Source organism: Paenibacillus sp. EKM301P, assembly GCF_011800295.1.
Lineage (GTDB): Bacteria > Bacillota > Bacilli > Paenibacillales > Paenibacillaceae > Paenibacillus > Paenibacillus polymyxa.
The window spans coordinates 573,036-592,533 of record NZ_JAALFM010000003.1 but is presented as its reverse complement, the minus strand read 5'-3'; the positions used below and the strand labels follow the sequence as shown (position 1 = coordinate 592,533).

The 19,498-nt window shown below is 43.2% G+C and carries 19 protein-coding genes; 13 read left to right on the top strand and 6 right to left on the bottom strand.

Annotated features, from left to right (window positions below; genetic code table 11):
- Nucleotides 1-141: 141 nt before the first annotated feature.
- The gene (locus tag HFD99_RS10905) at nucleotides 142-1,005 is read left to right on the top strand and encodes a hypothetical protein (protein ID WP_123797847.1); all 864 of its coding nucleotides are present in this window, start codon (nucleotides 142-144) and stop codon (nucleotides 1,003-1,005) included.
- 35 nt (nucleotides 1,006-1,040) lie between these two features.
- Nucleotides 1,041-2,342 (top strand): DUF1835 domain-containing protein, encoded by a 1,302-nt coding sequence (locus HFD99_RS10900; protein ID WP_225164828.1) that lies wholly within the window; start codon nucleotides 1,041-1,043, stop codon nucleotides 2,340-2,342.
- 137 nt (nucleotides 2,343-2,479) lie between these two features.
- Here the strand turns inward: HFD99_RS10900 and HFD99_RS10895 are convergent, their stop codons facing one another.
- Nucleotides 2,480-2,836 carry a hypothetical protein gene (locus tag HFD99_RS10895; protein WP_031462511.1) on the bottom strand — a complete coding sequence of 119 codons (357 nt, stop codon included), beginning with the start codon at nucleotides 2,834-2,836 and terminating at the stop codon, nucleotides 2,480-2,482.
- A 543-nt stretch (nucleotides 2,837-3,379) separates the two neighbouring features.
- On the opposite strand from HFD99_RS10895, the gene HFD99_RS10890 reads away from it, so the two are divergent.
- The 4 genes from HFD99_RS10890 (at nucleotide 3,380) to HFD99_RS10875 (ending at nucleotide 7,362) form a co-directional block, all read left to right on the top strand.
- Nucleotides 3,380-4,879 (top strand): malate:quinone oxidoreductase, encoded by a 1,500-nt coding sequence (locus tag HFD99_RS10890; RefSeq protein WP_016822503.1) that lies wholly within the window; start codon nucleotides 3,380-3,382, stop codon nucleotides 4,877-4,879.
- A 365-nt stretch (nucleotides 4,880-5,244) separates the two neighbouring features.
- Nucleotides 5,245-5,823, top strand: coding sequence for a TetR/AcrR family transcriptional regulator (locus HFD99_RS10885; protein ID WP_123797846.1), 579 nt, complete (start codon nucleotides 5,245-5,247; stop codon nucleotides 5,821-5,823).
- 79 nt (nucleotides 5,824-5,902) lie between these two features.
- Entirely contained in the window at nucleotides 5,903-6,613 is a 711-nt protein-coding gene (locus tag HFD99_RS10880; RefSeq protein WP_123797845.1) for an SDR family oxidoreductase, read from the top strand.
- Nucleotides 6,614-6,786: 173 nt separating this feature from the next.
- Nucleotides 6,787-7,362, top strand: coding sequence for a histidine phosphatase family protein (locus HFD99_RS10875; protein WP_123797844.1), 576 nt, complete (start codon nucleotides 6,787-6,789; stop codon nucleotides 7,360-7,362).
- 90 nt (nucleotides 7,363-7,452) lie between these two features.
- Here HFD99_RS10875 and HFD99_RS10870 read toward each other — a convergent pair whose 3' ends face one another.
- A complete protein-coding gene (locus tag HFD99_RS10870; protein WP_031462507.1) occupies nucleotides 7,453-8,520 on the bottom strand; it encodes a DUF4367 domain-containing protein in 1,068 nt (355 codons plus the stop codon).
- Nucleotides 8,481-9,071: an RNA polymerase sigma factor gene (locus HFD99_RS10865; RefSeq protein ID WP_123797843.1), complete on the bottom strand. Its 591-nt coding sequence runs from the start codon at nucleotides 9,069-9,071 to the stop codon at nucleotides 8,481-8,483. Before HFD99_RS10865 ends, HFD99_RS10870 begins: the two co-directional genes overlap by 40 nt.
- Before the next feature lie 241 nt (nucleotides 9,072-9,312).
- Here HFD99_RS10865 and HFD99_RS10860 point away from each other — a divergent pair, with 241 nt between their 5' ends.
- A complete protein-coding gene (locus HFD99_RS10860) occupies nucleotides 9,313-10,392 on the top strand; it encodes an elongation factor G (RefSeq protein ID WP_225164827.1) in 1,080 nt (359 codons plus the stop codon).
- Nucleotides 10,393-10,454: 62 nt separating this feature from the next.
- Here the strand turns inward: HFD99_RS10860 and HFD99_RS10855 are convergent, their stop codons facing one another.
- Nucleotides 10,455-11,900: a DEAD/DEAH box helicase gene (locus HFD99_RS10855; protein WP_123797842.1), complete on the bottom strand. Its 1,446-nt coding sequence runs from the start codon at nucleotides 11,898-11,900 to the stop codon at nucleotides 10,455-10,457.
- Nucleotides 11,901-12,185: 285 nt separating this feature from the next.
- Between HFD99_RS10855 and HFD99_RS10850 the strand changes: the two genes are divergently transcribed.
- Entirely contained in the window at nucleotides 12,186-12,596 is a 411-nt protein-coding gene (locus HFD99_RS10850) for a YjdF family protein (RefSeq protein ID WP_016822512.1), read from the top strand.
- A gap of 145 nt (nucleotides 12,597-12,741) precedes the next feature.
- Here HFD99_RS10850 and HFD99_RS10845 read toward each other — a convergent pair whose 3' ends face one another.
- Complete coding sequence (locus HFD99_RS10845; RefSeq protein WP_025366224.1) at nucleotides 12,742-13,323, bottom strand: TetR/AcrR family transcriptional regulator; 582 nt, start codon at nucleotides 13,321-13,323, stop codon at nucleotides 12,742-12,744.
- Between the two features lie 320 nt (nucleotides 13,324-13,643).
- On the opposite strand from HFD99_RS10845, the gene HFD99_RS10840 reads away from it, so the two are divergent.
- From HFD99_RS10840 to HFD99_RS10820, 5 genes are all read left to right on the top strand, one after another.
- Nucleotides 13,644-14,705 carry an LLM class flavin-dependent oxidoreductase gene (locus HFD99_RS10840; RefSeq protein WP_123797841.1) on the top strand — a complete coding sequence of 354 codons (1,062 nt, stop codon included), beginning with the start codon at nucleotides 13,644-13,646 and terminating at the stop codon, nucleotides 14,703-14,705.
- Between the two features lie 26 nt (nucleotides 14,706-14,731).
- Nucleotides 14,732-15,670, top strand: coding sequence for an alpha/beta hydrolase (locus HFD99_RS10835; protein ID WP_016324913.1), 939 nt, complete (start codon nucleotides 14,732-14,734; stop codon nucleotides 15,668-15,670).
- 294 nt (nucleotides 15,671-15,964) lie between these two features.
- Nucleotides 15,965-16,921, top strand: a complete 957-nt coding sequence (locus HFD99_RS10830) for an endo-1,4-beta-xylanase (protein ID WP_013373834.1) — start codon at nucleotides 15,965-15,967, stop codon at nucleotides 16,919-16,921.
- Between the two features lie 188 nt (nucleotides 16,922-17,109).
- Nucleotides 17,110-17,661, top strand: a complete 552-nt coding sequence (locus tag HFD99_RS10825; protein ID WP_123797840.1) for a TetR/AcrR family transcriptional regulator — start codon at nucleotides 17,110-17,112, stop codon at nucleotides 17,659-17,661.
- A complete protein-coding gene (locus tag HFD99_RS10820) occupies nucleotides 17,661-18,032 on the top strand; it encodes a DMT family transporter (RefSeq protein WP_016822518.1) in 372 nt (123 codons plus the stop codon). Before HFD99_RS10825 ends, HFD99_RS10820 begins: the two co-directional genes overlap by 1 nt.
- Nucleotides 18,033-18,140: 108 nt before the next feature.
- Here HFD99_RS10820 and HFD99_RS10815 read toward each other — a convergent pair whose 3' ends face one another.
- Nucleotides 18,141-19,487 carry a GntP family permease gene (locus HFD99_RS10815; protein WP_025366221.1) on the bottom strand — a complete coding sequence of 449 codons (1,347 nt, stop codon included), beginning with the start codon at nucleotides 19,485-19,487 and terminating at the stop codon, nucleotides 18,141-18,143.
- Nucleotides 19,488-19,498 lie beyond the last annotated feature (11 nt).

Here is a 19,498-nt window from a genome sequence, read left to right as displayed (position 1 = left end):
CAAGACCCAATGCTTTTTATTGTTTGCCAGAGGAAGTTTAGATAAGGGAAGTTGAAGTGGGCGGATAGGGAGGTGGGCGATCTAACGAGACAATTGGATTCTTCTTTAAGGTAGTCATCTAATTCATGAGGATGTGATACTATGGCGAATTTACCATCTGCAAAAACAAAATTGGTTATGGTTGAAGGGATACCTGGCTCTGGAAAATCTACATTATCTAGATACATACAGGACATCTTACACCAGCATAAAATAGAGGCGGGACTTTTTTTAGAAGGGAATTTACGGCATCCGGCTGATTATGAATCAGTGGCTTGCATGCCGAATGAGGAACTTGATAGGCTCCGGTCTAGCTATGCTGATGTATTTCATGATATTGATCCATTTGTATCGCTAAGCGGTAACGACTCATTAATCGCCTATGCACTTGCGCAGAAATCAGCTCAAAATGGAATTCCTTCTAGTTTGTATGAGGAAATCCAGCGCTATGAAATCTACGATGGAATACCTGTAGAAAAATATTGCGAGTTGATGGTTCGACGTTGGAGTTCTTTTGCTAAGAATCAGCGAGAAAAGGATAAGCTGGTCATACTCGAATGCTGTTTTTTACAGAACCCAGGGTGTGCATTACTCGCTCGACATGATGCTGGAAATGATCGATTTGTTCAGCATGTATTACAGATTGCGGAGCAAATTCAGGACCTTAATCCAATTTTGTTTTATTTGAAGCAACCTAGTGTCCGTGAGACGATTGAGCGAGTGAAAACGATGAGGCCTCAAGAGTGGCTAGATTTTGTGATTTGGTACCATACGGAGCAGGATTATGGAAAAAATAAGGGGTTGCACGGGTACGATGGATATATACAGTTCCTTGAACATCGACGAGAGCTAGAATTGCACATTATTGAGCAGCTTCCTTTTCAAACTTTTATAATGGATAACTCCGATTATGATTGGGAAAATCAACAGCGGACTGTTTCGAACATCATGATGAAGTATTTATAATATGTCATCGTCTTCTGCGCCGCAAGAAGCCGACGATGATGCCGTTGGACGAAACTATAGTCATGGATGTAGGAAAATTTGATGTGGAGCTTATCGCTGAAAGAAGGGAATGGCACCAAAAGCTTCATCAATCCGTCGAGGGTTTATCTGACAAGTTAAAACTGGCGGTTCAGCTGTACTATTTTCAAGGGTATTCAATCGGTGAAATATCAAGCTATCTATGTGTATCTCCATCCGTGCTGAAAAAACGATTGTTCGATGCCCGCAATAAGCTGAGAGCCTCGCTGCTTGTCAGCGACTTTGTATCCATGTTTAACGATATTTACGAAGGAGGAGAATCGGTGCTACATATAGTCAACGGAGACCATGTTGGTGACAAGCTGAGGAAAGGGAACATTCGCGGAGATATCCTGGTCTGGAGAGAGGTGTATCCGGTAGGTCCGGTTTTCCTTGAAATGGGCGAGCCCTCATCTAGAGCAGCAAGAGTGGAATATTTGGAGAGAACTCTCGGGATTCCAGCAGAAGAATATGTATCCAATTGCAAGGCTCAGGAGCAGACTCTGCATAACTTTCATAAGTACGACGAAGTCGTGCTATGGTTTGAGCACGATTTGTTCGACCAGCTGATGCTAAGTTACTTGTTGTACTGGTTTTCAATGCAAACTCTAGGCCAAACCAAACTGAGCTTGCTGTGTATCGGCAACTACCCAGGTATTGAACCGTTTAGGGGCTTGGGACAGCTTACAACGAAGCAGTTAGAAAAATTGTCAGGCACGTGGCAGCAGATTGGCCAGCAGGAGCTTGAGATGGGCAAAAGAATCTGGGAAGCATATACCTCCCCGGATATAACGCGGCATATTGATATTTTGCACGAAGACACATCTGCCCTGCCTTTTGCTCATGCGGCACTTGAACTGCACCTATCTCGTCTACCTTCTACCGCCAATGGGCTGGGCATCGTAGAGCAGACAACTTTGGAACTCATCCAGCAAGAAGTAAATACTCCACATGAATTGTTTAAGCAGATCGGGAACCGAATAAGTGGTCTAGGAATGGGTGATTTGGAATTTTGGTACCGTTTGAGGAATATGTCGGAGCAACCATATGCACTATTGGAGATTCAAGGTCGCCACTCATTTTCTGATCATCAAAAGAAAACAACCCCATCCTTTGACCAATGCGTTGTTGCATTATCGGAAGTAGGGAGGAATACAGTGGCGGAAGTACATGACTGGGTGAAGATAAAGGGAATAGACGAGTGCTATGGTGGTTTATGGCTACAAGGTGATTTGGCATGGCGTTGGGATTCAGAGGGAAAGCAGTTGGTGTATACGTAACTTATCCTAAATAACAGCAAGTTCTCTATAAAGTGACTAAGAGTGAGGCATGAAAAATGAGGTGTCTTTCCATAACAAATAGGCCATTCCTTCGGGGAAGGCCTTTTGCTTGATTTAGAATGTGGAACAGGCTTAGTTCATATCAAAAGTCCAGTCACATCCTGATACCCCATACTAACCAACAATTCATTACCATTTAGCTCATGCACTTTCTTCACTGTCACATCTAACTCCATATCAAGTATATACTGCAACACTTCAGCAACATACTTAGGTTGGTTCAGATTAATAGAATATTGTTTACCCTCTTTCATCACCCGTAATCCCTCATTCAAAGGGCTACCAGTGACAATTGTATCTTTAGTAGTAAACTGAATTATAAATTTTATATCTCTATTTTCAGAAATAATAGTCAACTTGGATCTACAGTAAATATCTCTGACTGTTTTATAACTCCACAAGTACGTATTCCCACTAACTACTATTTTCCTCATAGCACTCTAGTCCCCATTCCTACAAGGTTTACAGAATCATTACAGATTCTGCTTCTTCAGCATTTCAGTCCGAAAACCGTTCTTCCCTGACAAAAGAAAATATTCCAACAATAGTCCAGGTCATGGGGGATCTTCGCCTTATGTCCCTTATTTTACTTGATTTCTATGCATTGTACAGTTTGCGTACAGTCCCAAGATGGATCGCGCATTAATTCTTGAAATCCTACATAACAATTCCTGGTTATTCATATACATAAACTGTTGATTTAATTATTGGGAAGCTGTATTTCACGAGAGTAACAAAATCAGCTATGTTTCTTATAAAAGGCTGAGTTCAATTTTTATTTTCGCAAGAAAATTCTCACCTTTTAGCAGAAATGATTTATAATTATCAGATAAAAGTAGATATAATTTTTAAATGATTATATTTAAGTTATAATGGAGATAGAAAAGGTATGTTCCTGAGTGGAGCCTTGCTTCTTGAGTCAGTTAAGCAGGAGGGCCTGCTCTTTTTTGCAAATATAAGAGATAAGGAAGGTTTTTATGAATAGTATTCAGAAAAATACAGACGTTATCTTAATTGGTGCCGGAGTCATGAGCGCGACTCTGGGATCATTGCTGAAAGAGTTAGCACCGGAATGGGAAATTAAAGTGTTTGAGAAACTGGCAAGTGCAGGAGAAGAAAGCTCTAACGAATGGAATAATGCAGGCACGGGTCATGCTGCACTGTGCGAGCTGAACTACACATCCGAAAAAGCGGACGGATCTGTAGATATTCGTAAAGCGGTTAATATCAACGAACAGTTTCAGCTCTCAAGACAGTTTTGGTCTTTTCTTGTCAACAGTAATTTGATTCGTAATCCACAGGACTTTATCAGGCCCATACCCCATATGAGTTTGGTAATGGGTGAAAAAAACGTATCTTTTTTAAAAAAGCGCTTTAAAGCGCTTTCAAGTGTTTCGCTATTTCAAGGCATGGAATTTTCCGATGACCCTGAAAAGCTAAAGGAATGGATTCCGCTAATTATGGAAGGTCGTACATTGAATGAACCGATTGCGGCAACCAAAATCGACTCTGGAACAGATGTCAACTTTGGTGCTTTAACACGCATGTTGTTTGACCATTTAAAAAGCAAAAACGTCGAGATTAAATACAAGCATAGTGTAAAGGATATTAAACGTGCGAGCGATGGCTCGTGGAAAGTCAAAGTGCATAATCTGGATAACGGAAAAATCGAATATCATACTGCCAAATTCGTTTTTATCGGTGGTGGGGGCGGAAGTCTACCTTTACTCCAAAGAACTGGCATTCCTGAGTCCAAATATATCGGGGGATTCCCGGTAAGTGGACTATTTATGGTATGTAACAATTCTAAAGTGGTCGCCCAGCATCATGCAAAAGTATACGGTAAAGCGAAGGTCGGTGCTCCTCCTATGTCTGTCCCGCATCTGGATACTAGATACATCGGTAACCAAAAAGCGCTGCTGTTTGGACCGTTTGCCGGCTTCTCACCAAAGTTCCTGAAAACGGGTTCAAATCTGGACCTGATTGGTTCCGTAAAACCCAATAACCTCATCACGATGTTGGCGGCAGGGGCAAAAGAGATGGCATTGACCAAATACCTGATTCAGCAAGTGATGTTATCGAATGAAAAGCGCCTGGAGGAATTACGCGAGTTTATTCCCAACGCCAAAATTGAGGACTGGGATATCGTGGTAGCAGGTCAGCGTGTGCAGGTGATCAAAGATACAGAGGGCGGTAAAGGAACCCTTCAATTTGGTACGGAAGTGGTTAGTTCCGCTGACGGCTCGGTGGCTGCATTGCTCGGTGCTTCTCCGGGGGCTTCTACTGCTGTTCACGTTATGCTGGAGGTATTAGAGAAATGCTTCCCACAACATATGGAAAAATGGGAACCAAAAATAAAAGAGATGATTCCTTCTTATGGATTGTCGTTAGCGGAAAACTCAGAGCTTTACCAACAGATCCACAATACCACTACAGAGGTGCTGGGTCTGGGCGAAAAAGAACCGCTGCATCGTTAATTTTACATGGCTAGTAACTCGATCATCCAAATATTTTAATAAAATACAAAGTAATCTTACAATACGTATTCAGTCGCATAAGCAACAACGTGAAGCGGTGGGGAGCTCCCACCGCTAAAATGCTTGCTTACGAGTGCGAAACTTTGTAATCCTTCTGTGTTTATTGGTGTTTGCTAAAGCGATTACAGTAATCATGGAGCGGGCTATAAAGGAGGAAAAGTAATTCTTTACCGATCGTTCCCGATATGTTAGGATAAAGCCAGACAGAGAAGAAAGACATATCAGCGACCAATGTAGAACGATCGTTTCCAAAAGGTCATGCAAATTAATCCAAACCTATTCTAAGTGGTCAGGGGGTAGCTACGATGGCCAGGAGCAAAGAATTTGAGGAAAACGTTGTTCTGGAAAAAGCTATGAGGCTGTTCTGGGAGCAGGGGTATGAGAAAACCTCGATGAATGATCTTGTCGAGCACATGGGGATCCATCGAAGAAGTATCTATGATACTTTTACCGACAAGCACACCCTGTTTCTTAAAGTGATGGACCGATTCGGAGAGCGAGTTAGTGGTAGATGGTCGGCAGGGATCAAGCAATCCCAGACGGCTAAGCAGGCACTTCAGTTCATTTTCGACTTTATCATTAATGGTGAAGAGGACGTACCGCCCGGTTGCATGTTCGTGAATTCGGCTGTCGAATTAGCAGCTCGGGATGAGGAGATTGATGCGATAGCGACGAAGGCCTTTGCAAAATCGGAGGAGCTGCTTGCAGAAATCGTAACGTGGGGACAGCAAAACGGCGAATTCACACAGCAGTACGAAGCGAAGGAATTGGCTGAGTATCTGCAAAATGCCTTAGCGGGACTGAGGGTGATGGTGCGGACTTCCGTTCCGAAAGAAAAGCTGCAACGGATAGCCGAGTTAAATCTACGTATTTTAGAGACATAGACGATACACGAAAACAAATTTTTTTCATGTTATTAGAACGATCATTCTCAATTTTATAAAAATGAGGAGGAAATAAATCATGACAAACAAAATCGCGTTAATTACCGGAGCAAGCAAAGGAATCGGACTGGAGGTTGCCAGACAATTGGGGCGGCAAGGCATAACGGTATTGGTTGCTGCGCGTACGAAAACAGCAGCAGATGAAGCAGCGGCCGGGCTATTGCAAGAAGGCATTCAGGCAGTCGGCGTGAAGCTTGAGGTGACGAATTCTGCACATATGGCGGAATTGGCCCAATTCATCGAGGATACTTACGGACGGCTGGACATTTTGGTCAACAATGCAGGCATTTTGGCAGAAAAAGCGGGTTATGACGGGGATGCTTTCAGAGATACTTTTGAGGTGAACACATTCGCACCCTATTTGATTACAGAAGCACTGTTGCCATTACTGTTAAAGAGCGAAGCAGGCAGAATCGTCAACCAAAGCAGCGCTATAGGCTCGATTCAGTTCCAACTTTCCAATGAACGGGTGCAGCGGCTTGCTACCCCGGCTTATGCCGCATCTAAAGCAGCTTTGAATATGCTGACGGCCTACTGGGCGCAAAAAAACAGTGGGACGCATCTGAAGGTTAACTCCGTACACCCCGGCTTGGTCAAAACGCAGATGGGTGGGGAAAAGGCGGAACTGTCGGTGGAGGATGGAGCAAAAACGGCGGTCCGACTGGCGACCCTGCCAGAGGATGGTCCAACAGGCGGATTCTATTACATGGATGATCAGCTTCCGTGGTAAAGCATTATGCATGAAAGAAAAAGATAATATATGACATCGTAACAGCAATTATCAGTTCGTGTATGGTGAGTGCAGACTGGATTGGTCATACCGAAAGATTTGCTCTAAAATTATAACCAATGGGCCGTTTCAGGAATCACGAGAGCAAAACGATATCCTTTAAGGAGGCTATTTTGGAAACTTTCATTTACATGGTGAGACATGGCGAATCACCGAAGACGGAAGGAAATGAAAGAACTAGAGGGTTGACGGATAAAGGGAAGTCAGATGCCTATCGAATAACGGAATTACTGAAAGGAGAGGGGATCGGGGTCTTCGTTTCAAGTCCATATCAACGAGCAATCCTAACCATCCAAGAATTAGCCCGATGTTCAGGACAAGAAGTTTTGGTATTCGAGGATCTTAAAGAAAGAATTTTTTTGAATGAAGAATATCGACTACCCGATGAGGAATTATTCCCTTTATTATACAAGTCATTTTCTGATCCAAACTTTGCTTTACAGGGAGGAGAGTCTAATACGGTTTGTCAGAACCGAAGTATAGCAGTTCTAAAAGAATTGTTAAAAACCTATCGAGGACAGAAAGTTGCATTAGGCACTCATGGGGCAGTTATGACTTTAATGATGGGGTATTATGACAAGCAGTACGACTTGGATTTTCTACTACACACATCCAAACCAGATGTATACAGAATGAAGTTCAACGATCAGGAGTTAGTCGAGGTAAAAAGATTATGGTGTATGCGGTAGTGGTTTGTGAGGAAATGGTATAGGGACTATTCTTTAAAAAGAGACTACCCTTGGCGAAGGGCAGTCTCTTTTTAAATCTTACCGTTGCAGCTATTGTGGTGAACCATTAAGCAAATCTTCGGCTATTTTAACCAAATCTTCTTTGGTCAGCGGGCTGTCTTGGTTATCGGATATGTTGTAGTGTAAATGTCTTTTTTCATCGAGCCATCCCAGTCGGTTTTTTCCTGCTTCCAAGGGCTTGCTTGCTTCACTTGCCCTGATGTAATAGACCTTGGTTCCTTTGATTGTCACTTGCTCAGCCGAATCCTGTTCATTTTGCATGATGGTCGTCTTTGTGACTTCAGGAGTGTATTTGGTGACGGTAATGTTTACATAGTCGTTTCCTCTCGCATACCGGGCAAAGGAGGAGTCTGACTTGTCCCAGCTTAGCTTTTGAATAAACAGGTTTTCACCCTCCGGTGCAGCTTTGGCCTGTTGCATCAGTTGATCGGTTAAAGCGCGATATTCCTTTTTGTCCATCATTCCAGGATATGCAGCGACTGGATAGACGTATCCAAATTCAAACTGATAGCCATCCGGTAGGTGAGTGGGGTTGTTGAATAAAGGAGCCTCAGTCCGCTTGATTTCATCTTGTAAGCTGTTGAAACTTGAAAGTTCAGCCGGTTTGTACGCAAACAGGGCCGGATTAGATAGGTTTTTTTGATTCATAGAATCGTCCTTGACGTAATAGGCAGCATACTCTCCTGGCTGCAAACGGCCTTTCACCTCTTTGTCCCACTGTGCGTAGGTCGAGGTATATGCTTTGGAGGCGTCCGTTTCGGTAGGGGTTTTGGCGGTATTTAATACGACATTACCCGTGCTGTTGCGGAACTCAAGATATTGTGAAGCTGCGTATCCGGTCACAGAGGCCCCTACTACAAAAAGCAAAATCATGATGGGGACAGTCAAGCGAGGCTGAAAATGGATTTTTCCGATATTTCCTTTTTTGGGCATCTCCTTTTGGTAGACCTGTTCCATCACTTTGTCAGAGACGTCAAAAGCCTGAATTTTCAAAGCGTTCTCTGGCTCGGTTAGCTTGTCCATGTTTTTGAATCCCCTGTCTTGCAGATCGGTGTATTTCAGGCTTTGTTTTTGAATTCTGTCTTGTAACTCACGCATTTGTGGTCCTCCTTTAGGGGCTCCATTATTTTTTTGAGCTTTGTTTTTGTCCTGCCGTATTTTTTCTTGATAGCGTCCTCGCTTTTGTTCATGATTTCCCCGATTTCTCCAAATGTTTTTTCTTCAAAAATGCGCAGCACCAGCAGGTTACGCTCCTCCGCGTTCAGTTGGTCCAACGCCCGGCTCAGCGGTTCACTGAAAAGCTGACGTTCCATAACCTGCGCTGGACTGTCTGAAGTCATGTCAGCTGAGGTGAACAGGGTAAGTTTAAATTTGCGCTGTAGATTCTTCCTGCGAATTAGGTTCAGGCAGTGATGATAGGCCATTTTATACAGCCAGGAGGAGAAGCCCACTGTCGGCTTGTACCTACTGATTTTCTCAAAAGCATTGACGAAAATATCCTGCACAGCCTCTTCTGCCTCCTGCTCACTTCCTAATAGCCTCCAGCAGTACACAAAAATCTGACGCTGGTACCCCTTTACAATGTAGGCGTAATCCTGGATTTCGCCGGCTTGAACTCGTTTGATTCTGTATTCGATGTCCTCATTCAAGGATTTAGGCACCCCCTCTGATCAAAAAGCAAACTATATCTGTATAACAAACGAAGATGACCAAAAGGGACACCTTGTCTAAAATTTTTTTAAGTGTGCTATCAACTCTTTAAGAGAATACGATAAAGCAGAACAATTATCACCCACGTAGTTAGTTTTATAGAGTTAAAGGTATATTGTGGAAGTGGGGGGATGGTAAAATGAAATTAAGAATTGGTAAGAAGGAGGTCTACGGTTTCTAATGAATGAAAGTGCTAGGAAATATAATTTTGATCATGTGATGCTTTACCTTCATGATCAAATGAAGCTGCTGCCTAACCTGGAATCAAAATACATTGGATTAACCATGCCATTTCCTCGACAAGCTGCACTACGGAATAGGATGATTGAGAGTATTGAGACATTGATAGCACACGATGAGGACGTTTGTATTGCTGTTCATTTTAATCAATCTGATGCTGGGGCTATTGAATATGAGAAAATAATTTTTATAGGAACGGATTACTTGCACCTCAAGAGAATCGCTGATTTTATGAAAAGACAAGATATAAACCTGAATATCAAAGACACCTGCATACTTTATAGAGAATGTACTGCTGACTTAAACATAAATTTGAAAGGCAATCATTCCAGAATAACAAGTTTGAATGACTTATTTGCAGGAGTCGAAATTCATATTGATCGTTTAGAGGCTGGAATGGGATATCAATATGAAAATAAACAAGTAAATGAGGATATTATTCATTATTGCTGTCATAAAGATGATGAGGAAGGTAAGGAGCTTGGATACCAATTATTCGTAAAATCGTTAGACTACTTTTCCAGGAAATTGCTAGCCGAAGGATTTCTATTAGGATATCCTGCTGTAGATTCAAAAATTAAAATAATGAGGGCTTCTTGTTCAATGTGTTTTTATCGAGATTATTATTACACTAGTGGAGCACATATATCACTCAAAACCGCCATGCAGCAAGCGGATTGGCAAATATGCGAACCATTGATGCAGGTCCATATGATCTGTAACAAGCTATATTTTGAAGAGAACTCCTTTTTTAGAGGGGTAGAAAATCTATGTATACTCGAGGACGAAGATGATTATAAGTTATCGTTTAAATCTAGACTTTCCACAATCATTGATATTCTAGAAGAGATGTATAACCATAAAAAAGATATTTCGGACTTCCATATAGAATTGGACAGCTATGTGCCAGTTGAAGGTGTTACTCAGTTAAAAGAGAAATTCAAAGTCATTTATAATATCGCTAAATGGAAAGATGAATTAGAGGAGCAAGAGATGAACTTGGCCATCCCGCCTGTATAGCTTACGAAAACCTTTGGCTGTTCTGGACGGGATGGCCTCACTCTTTTTATGCAGCGTACCTTCTACTTATGCCCTTTGCGTACCTTTAACAGCTTGCCCTTTACGGTCGTATTCTTCATAATTTCAAGCACCAGTGGGCCCTTGCCATTCAGAATCTCAACATCTGTCACATTATCCAGAATCGTAATGATGCCGATATCATCTGCCGTTACCCCGTCAAGCTTAGCGATGGTACCCACAAAGTCGACAGCTCTAAGTTTTTTCTTCTTACCGCCGTTAAAATTGAGCTTCATAATCTGTTGGTTTAATTGCTCGCGCTTGTCGTTTTTGAGCACAGTTTTTACATGTAGGTTCCGCTCGAAATCTTCTCTGCGGAGATCTACAGCCTCTTCTGAGGGGGCTTTTACTTGCGGAATTGCAAATCCAATATATGCTTCAATATCAGCTAATCGGTTGCTGTCTTTAGGAGTGATTAGAGTAATGGCTTTCCCCGTTTTGCCAGCACGTCCTGTACGGCCTGTACGATGAACATAGCTTTCCTTTTCAAGGGGAATATCGTAGTTGATGACATGGGTGATATTTGTGATATCAATCCCTCTGGCGGCTACATCCGTTGCGATCAAGTAACGGAATTGTCCCCTTCTGAATGCGTTCATTACCTCAAATCGCTCATCCTGCTCCATGCCGCCATGAATGCGATCACATGGATATTCGAGGTCAGCCAATGCTCTGAATAGTGTATCTACATGCTCTTGCGTACGGCAGAAAATGATGCAGCTGTCAGGGTTCTCAACAATGAGCAGATCCTGGAGCAGAGCCAGTTTGTCCGCCTCTCGCACCTGAATAAGAGAGTGATCAATTGTAGCAGTCGTTACACCTGTTGCCTTAATCTCAATTTCCACAGGATCGTTCATATATTTACGTGATAATTTGGCTACATCTTCGGGATAAGTAGCGGAAAACAACATCGTAACCCGGTCACTAGGCAACGCCTGAATAATCGACTGAACCTGCTCGATAAAGCCCATATTCAGCATCTCATCAGCTTCATCAATCACGAGATAGGCAATTCGATTTAAGGATAGCGTGCCTCGTTCAATGTGATCCAGTACACGTCCAGGCGTACCTACAGCCACATGTGTTCTTTGTTTTAGCTCGGCCTTTTGTATATGAAAAGGATGTTTCCCATAAAGGGGCGTTGCTTTGATCCGCTTAAAGCGTCCAATATTCGTGATGTCTTCAGTAACCTGTAATGCGAGTTCACGAGTTGGTGTCAGGATTAAAGCTTGGGGCTTATTCTCATTCCAATCTACTAGCTCACAAAGTGGAATACCATATGCTGCTGTTTTGCCGCTGCCTGTTTGCGATTTGGCCACAAGATCCTTCTTCGCAAGCGCAACGGGAATAACCTCCGTTTGAATCTCTGTTGGCGTCTCATAGCCCAAGCTATTCAGAGCCCTCACAATTTCTTCACTTAATGGATAATCTGCAAAATGCTTCTGACTCATTCTCAACCTCTTCTGCGCTGTATTTAAGTACCATTACATATATCATGTCATCGTGTACCGAACTTATACTCATCTAGTATACTCTATATCTAGGTTCACTCTAATACATATCAGCGATTAACTTGCTGTTTTCCAGTAAGGCAACTATACTTTTTCTGAGACGAAAAAACACAGTCTGGTTGGTAGTCCAGACGCATGGACGACTCTATATTAGCAAGAGTGCCATGTCAGTAACCTTCCCCCTCGGGATGTCCATCGTTTCGATTTAAAATGAGGGGGATTCAAATGAAGCTTACGATTTATCATGATGGACAGTATTGGGTTGGAGTCGTGGAGGAGCAGGACCAAGGGAAATTGAAGGCAGCCAGGTACATTTTTGGTACAGAGCCTAAAGACGAAGAAATTCTCCATTTTATCCGAGAGGAAATGTGTGAACTTGTTAGTCGGCTGTCACAAGAGGTGGCTGTAAAGGGGTCTGAAACGAAGAAGATCAATCCAAAGCGGCTAGCAAGGCAGGCAGCGTATGAATTAAGGCGAAAGGGAGTCTCCTCCAACGCACAAGAGGCCTTAAAGTTAGAGTATGAGAAGCGTAAGTTGGAGAAACGTACTTACTCTAAACAGCAAAAGGAATCTATGAAGGCACGGATAAGGGAGTTAAAGGAGAAAAAAGCGAAAGAAAAACATCGTGGACATTAATAAAACCTCCATCCTTATCCGCAATTGTAATGCATGTTTTATATCAACATATGTGAAAACATGTGTTACGCACAAAGGGCACCCGACTGGGTGCCCTTTAAACTGTCTTATAGAGATTGTTATCCGCTAAAAGAATCCATTCAACTTACTTAAGCAGTGTCAGTGTTACTTCTATTGTATTATCAATAAATGATCGTTCTGGACGAGACTTTATCATGACGGTCAGACCAATTAACGATACAACTAGTGCCTGTGATACAGCCTTCGCATCTAGTTCGATCTCAAGCTCACCTAATTGTATACCTCGTTCAATGGTTTCTTGAAAAATGACCGCTAGGTACATTTGATGCTCCCTTGTAAGAATTTCAAACTTCTCATCATGGGGCGCAAGTTCAACCATTGTATTAATGCAAAAGCATCCTTTTCTAGGATTTTCCGCATACTCCTCTTCAACTACACCCTCAAAAAAAGTACGAAATGCTTCTTTTACAGATGGAATACTTTGAAGTTTGGTTCGGATCAGAGAAGCACGGGACATCGTGTATTTGCGTAGCGCGGCTTCGAACAATTCTTTTTTGCCCCCAAAAGTGGAATATATACTGGGGCGTTGAATTTCCATTCTTGAAGTTAAATCACTTAATGAGGTGGCTTCATATCCCTTTTCCCAAAATATTTGCATAGCTGCATCTAAAACTTTCTCTTCGTCAAATTCGCGGATTCGTCCCATAACAATACCTCTCGTTACTCATGATTTTATTCTTAATGGCTCCATGTATCTGATTATAATGTTCAGTGACATTTATTTGATTACCAATCGGTACGTTATTATCTTATAATTAGTCCTTGAAATTGTCAAATGAAGGTTGGTCTTTCCCGAAAAGGGGAGGTAAATATGAAAGAAAATCAAAGTGGATTTACTATGATTGTTGACAGTATTCTTTTTTGTGAGTTATATTTACTGGGAAAAATAACTTACCGATTGGTACGATATTTTATTGTTATTCAATTGGCACACAAAGAAAGCTATTAGAACGGGAGAGATGGACCATGGAGATAGGTATTACCTCGTTTGTAGAGACAAAGCCTGATGTTCAGACAGGCGAAGTGATAAGTCACGCACAGCGGTTGCGTGAAGTTGTCGAGGAAATTATCCTTGCTGATCAAGTGGGACTTGATGTGTTTGGTATAGGTGAGCATCATCGAAAGGATTATTCGGCATCTTCACCAGCAATGGTGCTGTCCGCGGCTGCAGCGCAGACGCAACGGATTCGGCTAACCAGTGCAGTGACGGTGCTTTCTTCAGCTGATCCGGTGCGCGTTTTTCAAGACTTTGCTACGCTGGATGGTATTTCAAATGGACGTGCCGAGATTATGGCGGGTCGGGGTTCTTTTATTGAATCTTTTCCTCTGTTCGGCTATGACTTGGATGACTATGATGAGCTGTTTGAACAACATTTGGAACTTCTCCTTAAAATACGGGAGTCCGAAAAGGTAATCTGGAAGGGCGGTCATCGGCCAGCCATTAACAATTTGGGCGTGTATCCACGGCCAGTTCAGAACCCTTTACCAATATGGGTAGGCAGCGGGGGAAGGCAGGATTCTGCTATTCGTGCAGGTCTGTTAGGACTGCCCTTGATGCTGGCGATCATTGGAGGAAACCCGATAAATTTTGCACCGCTTGTCCAGCTTTATAAGAAAGCAGCAGCGCACGCTGGTCATGATGAATCGCAGCTTAGGGTTGGGTCGCACTCGATAGGATTTGTCGGAGAGAATAATGAGCAAGCGGCAGATACATATTTCCCTTCTACGATGGCAGGTATGAATAGATTGGGTAGGGAGCGAGGCTGGGCGCATTATGATCGTTCCAGCTACGATGCCGCGCGCAGCTTTGAAGGTGCGCTGTATGTTGGCGATCCCGAGACGGTTGCCCAGAAGATCATTCATCTTCGCAAGCATGTAGGTGTTACACGCTTTATGCTGTATGTTCCGTTAAGCACGATGCCGCATGCCGAGGTGATGAGAGCCATTGAGCTACTTGGAACAGAGGTAGCACCGCGAGTGCGGAAGGAAATAGCCGAGTGGGAAGCGGAGACGGAAAAAAGACTATAAAATAACCTAACATAGGAGTGATTCGCATGGATTTTGAAAATCGTTTATTACCAGAACTAAGGTCAGTAATTGCACAATTCCCCGGTTTCCAACTGGAGGAGAATTTAGAACTGAGCAGAAGTTATTTGTCGAGTCCGCCTATTGAGCAGTCGGAACACGTACGCACGACAAGCCGGATGATTCCGAGCGTTGCAGGCGAGATATTAGTCAAAATCTACGAACCTGCCCAGCGAACTGATGTTAAGCTTCCGGCCATGCTGTGGATTCACGGGGGAGGCTATGTAATGGGGCATCCTGATATGGACGATGCTTTGTGCGAACGCTTCGTGCAGGCGGCTAATTGCGTCGTCGTATCGGTCGATTATCGACTTGCTCCCGAGCACCCCTACCCAGCTGCCATCGATGACTGTTATGCCGCTTTGACGTGGATGACCGATGAAGCTGAGCTGCTGGGCATCGACTTGGACCGGGTCGCAATTGCTGGTGCAAGCGGGGGTGGCGGTCTAACCGCAGCACTTGCTTTAATGGCTCGTGACAAAGGCGGACCAGCCCTTATCTTCCAAATGCCGCTATATCCGATGATCGACGACCGCAATGTTACGGCATCAAGTCATGAAATTACGGCCGATAATGCACCATGGAGCCGGAAGAACAACTTGACGGCCTGGAACATGTACTTGGGTAATCGTACCGAAGATAGCGAGGTTTCCCCATATGCGGTGCCGTCGAGAGCAGAAAGCTTGGCTGGTCTGCCGCCGACCTACACGTGCGTAGGGCAGCTCGATCTATTCCGAGATGAGACGATCGAATATGTGGCACGCCTTGCCCAAGCGGGCGTTGACGTCGAATTTCATCTGTATCCCGGCACATTCCACAATTTTGAAGGGATGGTTCCTCAAGCAGAAGTAAGTCAACGCGCCAGCCAAAGTTATGTAGACGCGATTGCAAGAGCGCTTAATCCTTAAATAATTAAGGAGCGGTCTTCAGGTGATATGCTCCCAAGAAGATAGACAGGTTGAATAATAAAACCTACTACTGTGAAGGGAGTATATCACTTTTCGCAGCAGCCTTTTGTTATCGTTTCAGAGTTGTTTGGGATTCGTGTTGTGGCTGTTCTGCAATGATGTAAGATTTTTCGGGTAAAATCTATACTTTCACATGTAGCAGAAAACGACTATTCATTCTTATAATTGGAAATGTAAGCGCTTAAATATTAAGGGATGAGTATTATCAAACTATATGTGTGAGGAGGAGATTTTATGTTAAGAACTAAAGTGGGCAAGCTGGTGAGCAGTTTGGCGTTGGCGGGTGTGTTGTTATCATCTGTTCTGGTCAACCAGGCTGATGCTGGCCTGGCAAATGGAAGCAAATTTCTGGGGAATATCATTGCGGGCAGTGTCCCTCCTAGTTACGGGACATACTGGAATCAAGTGACGCCGGAGAACTCGACTAAGTGGGAATCGGTTGAAGGCAGTCGTAACAACATGAACTGGTCGCAGGCGGATACCGCCTACAATTATGCCCGTAGCAATGGTTTCCCGTTCAAGTTCCATACGTTGGTATGGGGTGCCCAGGAGCCAGGATGGGTTAAAGGACTGTCGGCTGCTGATCAGAAAGCGGAAGTGACTCAGTGGATTAAAGCAGCAGGTCAGCGCTATCCGAATGCGGCGTTTGTAGATGTGGTGAATGAGCCGTTGCATCAGAAGCCGTCCTACCGCAATGCCATTGGTGGTGACGGGTCGACCGGATGGGATTGGGTCATATGGTCGTTTCAACAGGCTAGACAAGCTTTCCCGAATGCCAAACTGCATATAAATGATTATGGTATTATCAACGACCCTTCTTTAGCCGACCAATATGTCAATATTATTAATCAGCTCAAGAGTAGAGGCCTGATTGACGGTATTGGCATTCAATGCCACCATTTCAGTATGGACAACGTCTCAGTCAACACGATGAATACTGTACTAAATAAGCTGTCGGCGACCGGGTTGCCGATCTATGTGTCGGAACTAGATATAACTGGAGATGATAACACCCAACTTGCCAGATACAAAGAGAAGTTTCCAGTCCTTTGGCAAAACCCCTCAGTGAAGGGAGTTACGCTTTGGGGGTATATCCAAGGACAAACTTGGAAAGATGGTACACATCTGCTGAACTCTAACGGCACGGAACGCCCTGCGCTCCAATGGCTGAGACAGTATCTGAAGAGATAAGCTATAGGTGGCACTTAAAACCCAACAGATGCGGACTTTTGCCAAATGTCCGGGCTGGGTAGTTGTTTATTTAAAGAAGTCTTGGCTGAAATGTTACACGCCCAAGGCTTCTTTTTATTTAGCTTAAACGTATCTTTTACTTGAAATAAAACCGTCCGGACGGTATAGTTAAATGGGCGGTGATCAGAATGAACACAACTAAAAAAACATTAAAAAGAGAATTAATACTTAAAGCAGCTTCTATGATTGTCCAAGAAGCAGGAGTAGAAAAATTAACGTTAGAAGCGGTGGCTAAGAAGGCGGGAGTAAGTAAGGGAGGATTGCTTTACCATTTTCCGAATAAAGATGAATTGATTCTGGGAATGGTTGAGCAGCTATCGACTAGCTTTATCACTGAATTTAATGAAAGGGCAGAAAACGATACACATTCCCAAGGTAGATGGACTCGCGCTTATATGAATACGTCATTTTCCGGGGATCAGGATGCAAGTGACCTGTATACCGCTCTCTCGGCAGCACAATTTACGAACCCTCACATGCTCAAGCTGCTTCAGGATGAGTATGCGAATATCCAAAATAAAATCGAAAACGACGAATTGGACCCGGTCCGTTCTACGATCGTCCGATTAGCTATAGACGGTTTGTGGTTTGCCGAAATGTTCGGACTCGCTCTTCCCAATGAAGAATTGAAGCAAAAAATTATAGAAGAATTAAAGACATATATAAAGGAGAATGAATGATGGCTTATTTTTTCTTGGCAATCTCTATTGCTAGTGAGCTTATTGGTACTTCAATGCTAAAAGCTTCTGAAGGTTTTACGAGACTGTATCCGACTCTATTCACGATTGTCGCGTTTGTAATCTCTTTCTTCTTTATTTCACTAACCCTCAAGACACTTCCTCTTAATATGACCTATGCCATCTGGTCAGGGGTGGGGGCTGTTGCTACAACGGTGATTTCAGTATTGATCTGGAAGGAGAAAATCAACACAGGAAGTATCGTAGGGATTGCTTTAATTGTTATTGGCGTGGTGGTATTGAACCTATTTGGTGCAGGACATGGTGAGGCAAAAGGAACAACAGAAGCAACTAGTTCAATCGTTCAAAAGTGAAATAAGGTGATATCACTCCAGTTCGTAAATAGGCGGTAGTTCCTCACTTATCGACTTAGAAGATTCTAAGAATGATAAGTGGGGAATCTACCGCCCGGAAATCATGGTTTATACGAATAAACTTAGTATTAAGATGAATCCTAATCCGGCTACAGAAATGATGGTTTCAAGCAATGTCCATGTGGCAAAGGTTTCTCTCATGCTTAAACCAAAATACTCTTTAAACATCCAGAACCCGGCATCGTTAACATGGGAAGCTATTAAGCTACCCGCTCCCGTGGCAAGCACGACTAAAGCAAGATTAACGTCGGATTGTCCTAACATCGGAATCACTAAACCAGCGGTTGTTAAAGCTGCAACAGTTGCAGAACCCAGGGAAATACGTAAGATTGCAGCGATGATCCAGGCTAGCAGAATTGGTGATAATGTAGTTCCATTGAATAAATCGGCTACATAGTCACCTACGCCGCCATTAATCAGTACTTGTTTGAAGGCACCGCCTCCCCCAATGATCAAGAGCATCATTCCAATATGAGTAATAGCCGTTGTACAAGATGCCATTACATCTTTGATTGGAATTTTTCTTGCGATTCCCATGGTGTAGACGGCAACCAGTAAGGAAATCAACATGGAAGTGGATGCATCACCAATAAATCGGATCGCGGCCAGTAAACTATTATCTTCAAACCCCATTGTTTTTTGAAGCAAAGTAATAATCGTAGCAATCGACATTAAGATGACAGGAAGCATTGCCGTAAATACACTGATTCCGAATCCAGGAGTTTCCTCAGACTTAAATACTTTTTGTTCTCCTAAAGAGGCAATATTACCGGTTTTCGTAAATGAGGCAGGTACGAGTTTTTTGGCAAGCTTCGTAAATACAGGGCCAGCCAAAATAACAGTTGGAACAGCAATAATGAAGCCATAAAGCAAAACCTCACCCAGATTCGCGCCATATTCACCAGCAATCACGGTCGGTCCCGGATGTGGAGGTAAGAAACCGTGTGTTACGGATAAAGCAGCGACCATCGGAATACCGAGATATAAGATAGAAACCTTTAATTCTTTTGAAATGGCAAATACGATGGGGATTAATAATACTAACCCTACTTCAAAAAATAACGCAATCCCGATAATGAATGAAGCAGCTACGACCGCCCATTGAATATTTTTTTCACCAAATTTGTCAACGAGGGTCATGGCAATTCTTTGGGCACCACCAGAATCCGCGATCAACTTCCCTAACATCGCTCCGAGTCCAAAGATTAACGCTAAGTGACCCAATGTTCCGCCCAATCCAGCTTCAATGGTTTTAACAATTTCCTCTAATGGCATTCCAAGGGCTAAGGCTACACCGAACGATACAATGATTAAGGAAATGAAGGTGTTTAATTTGAAGCCCATGATTAAAACGAGTAATGCTAAAATTCCAATCCCTACAACGACTAATGGCATTGTAATTACCC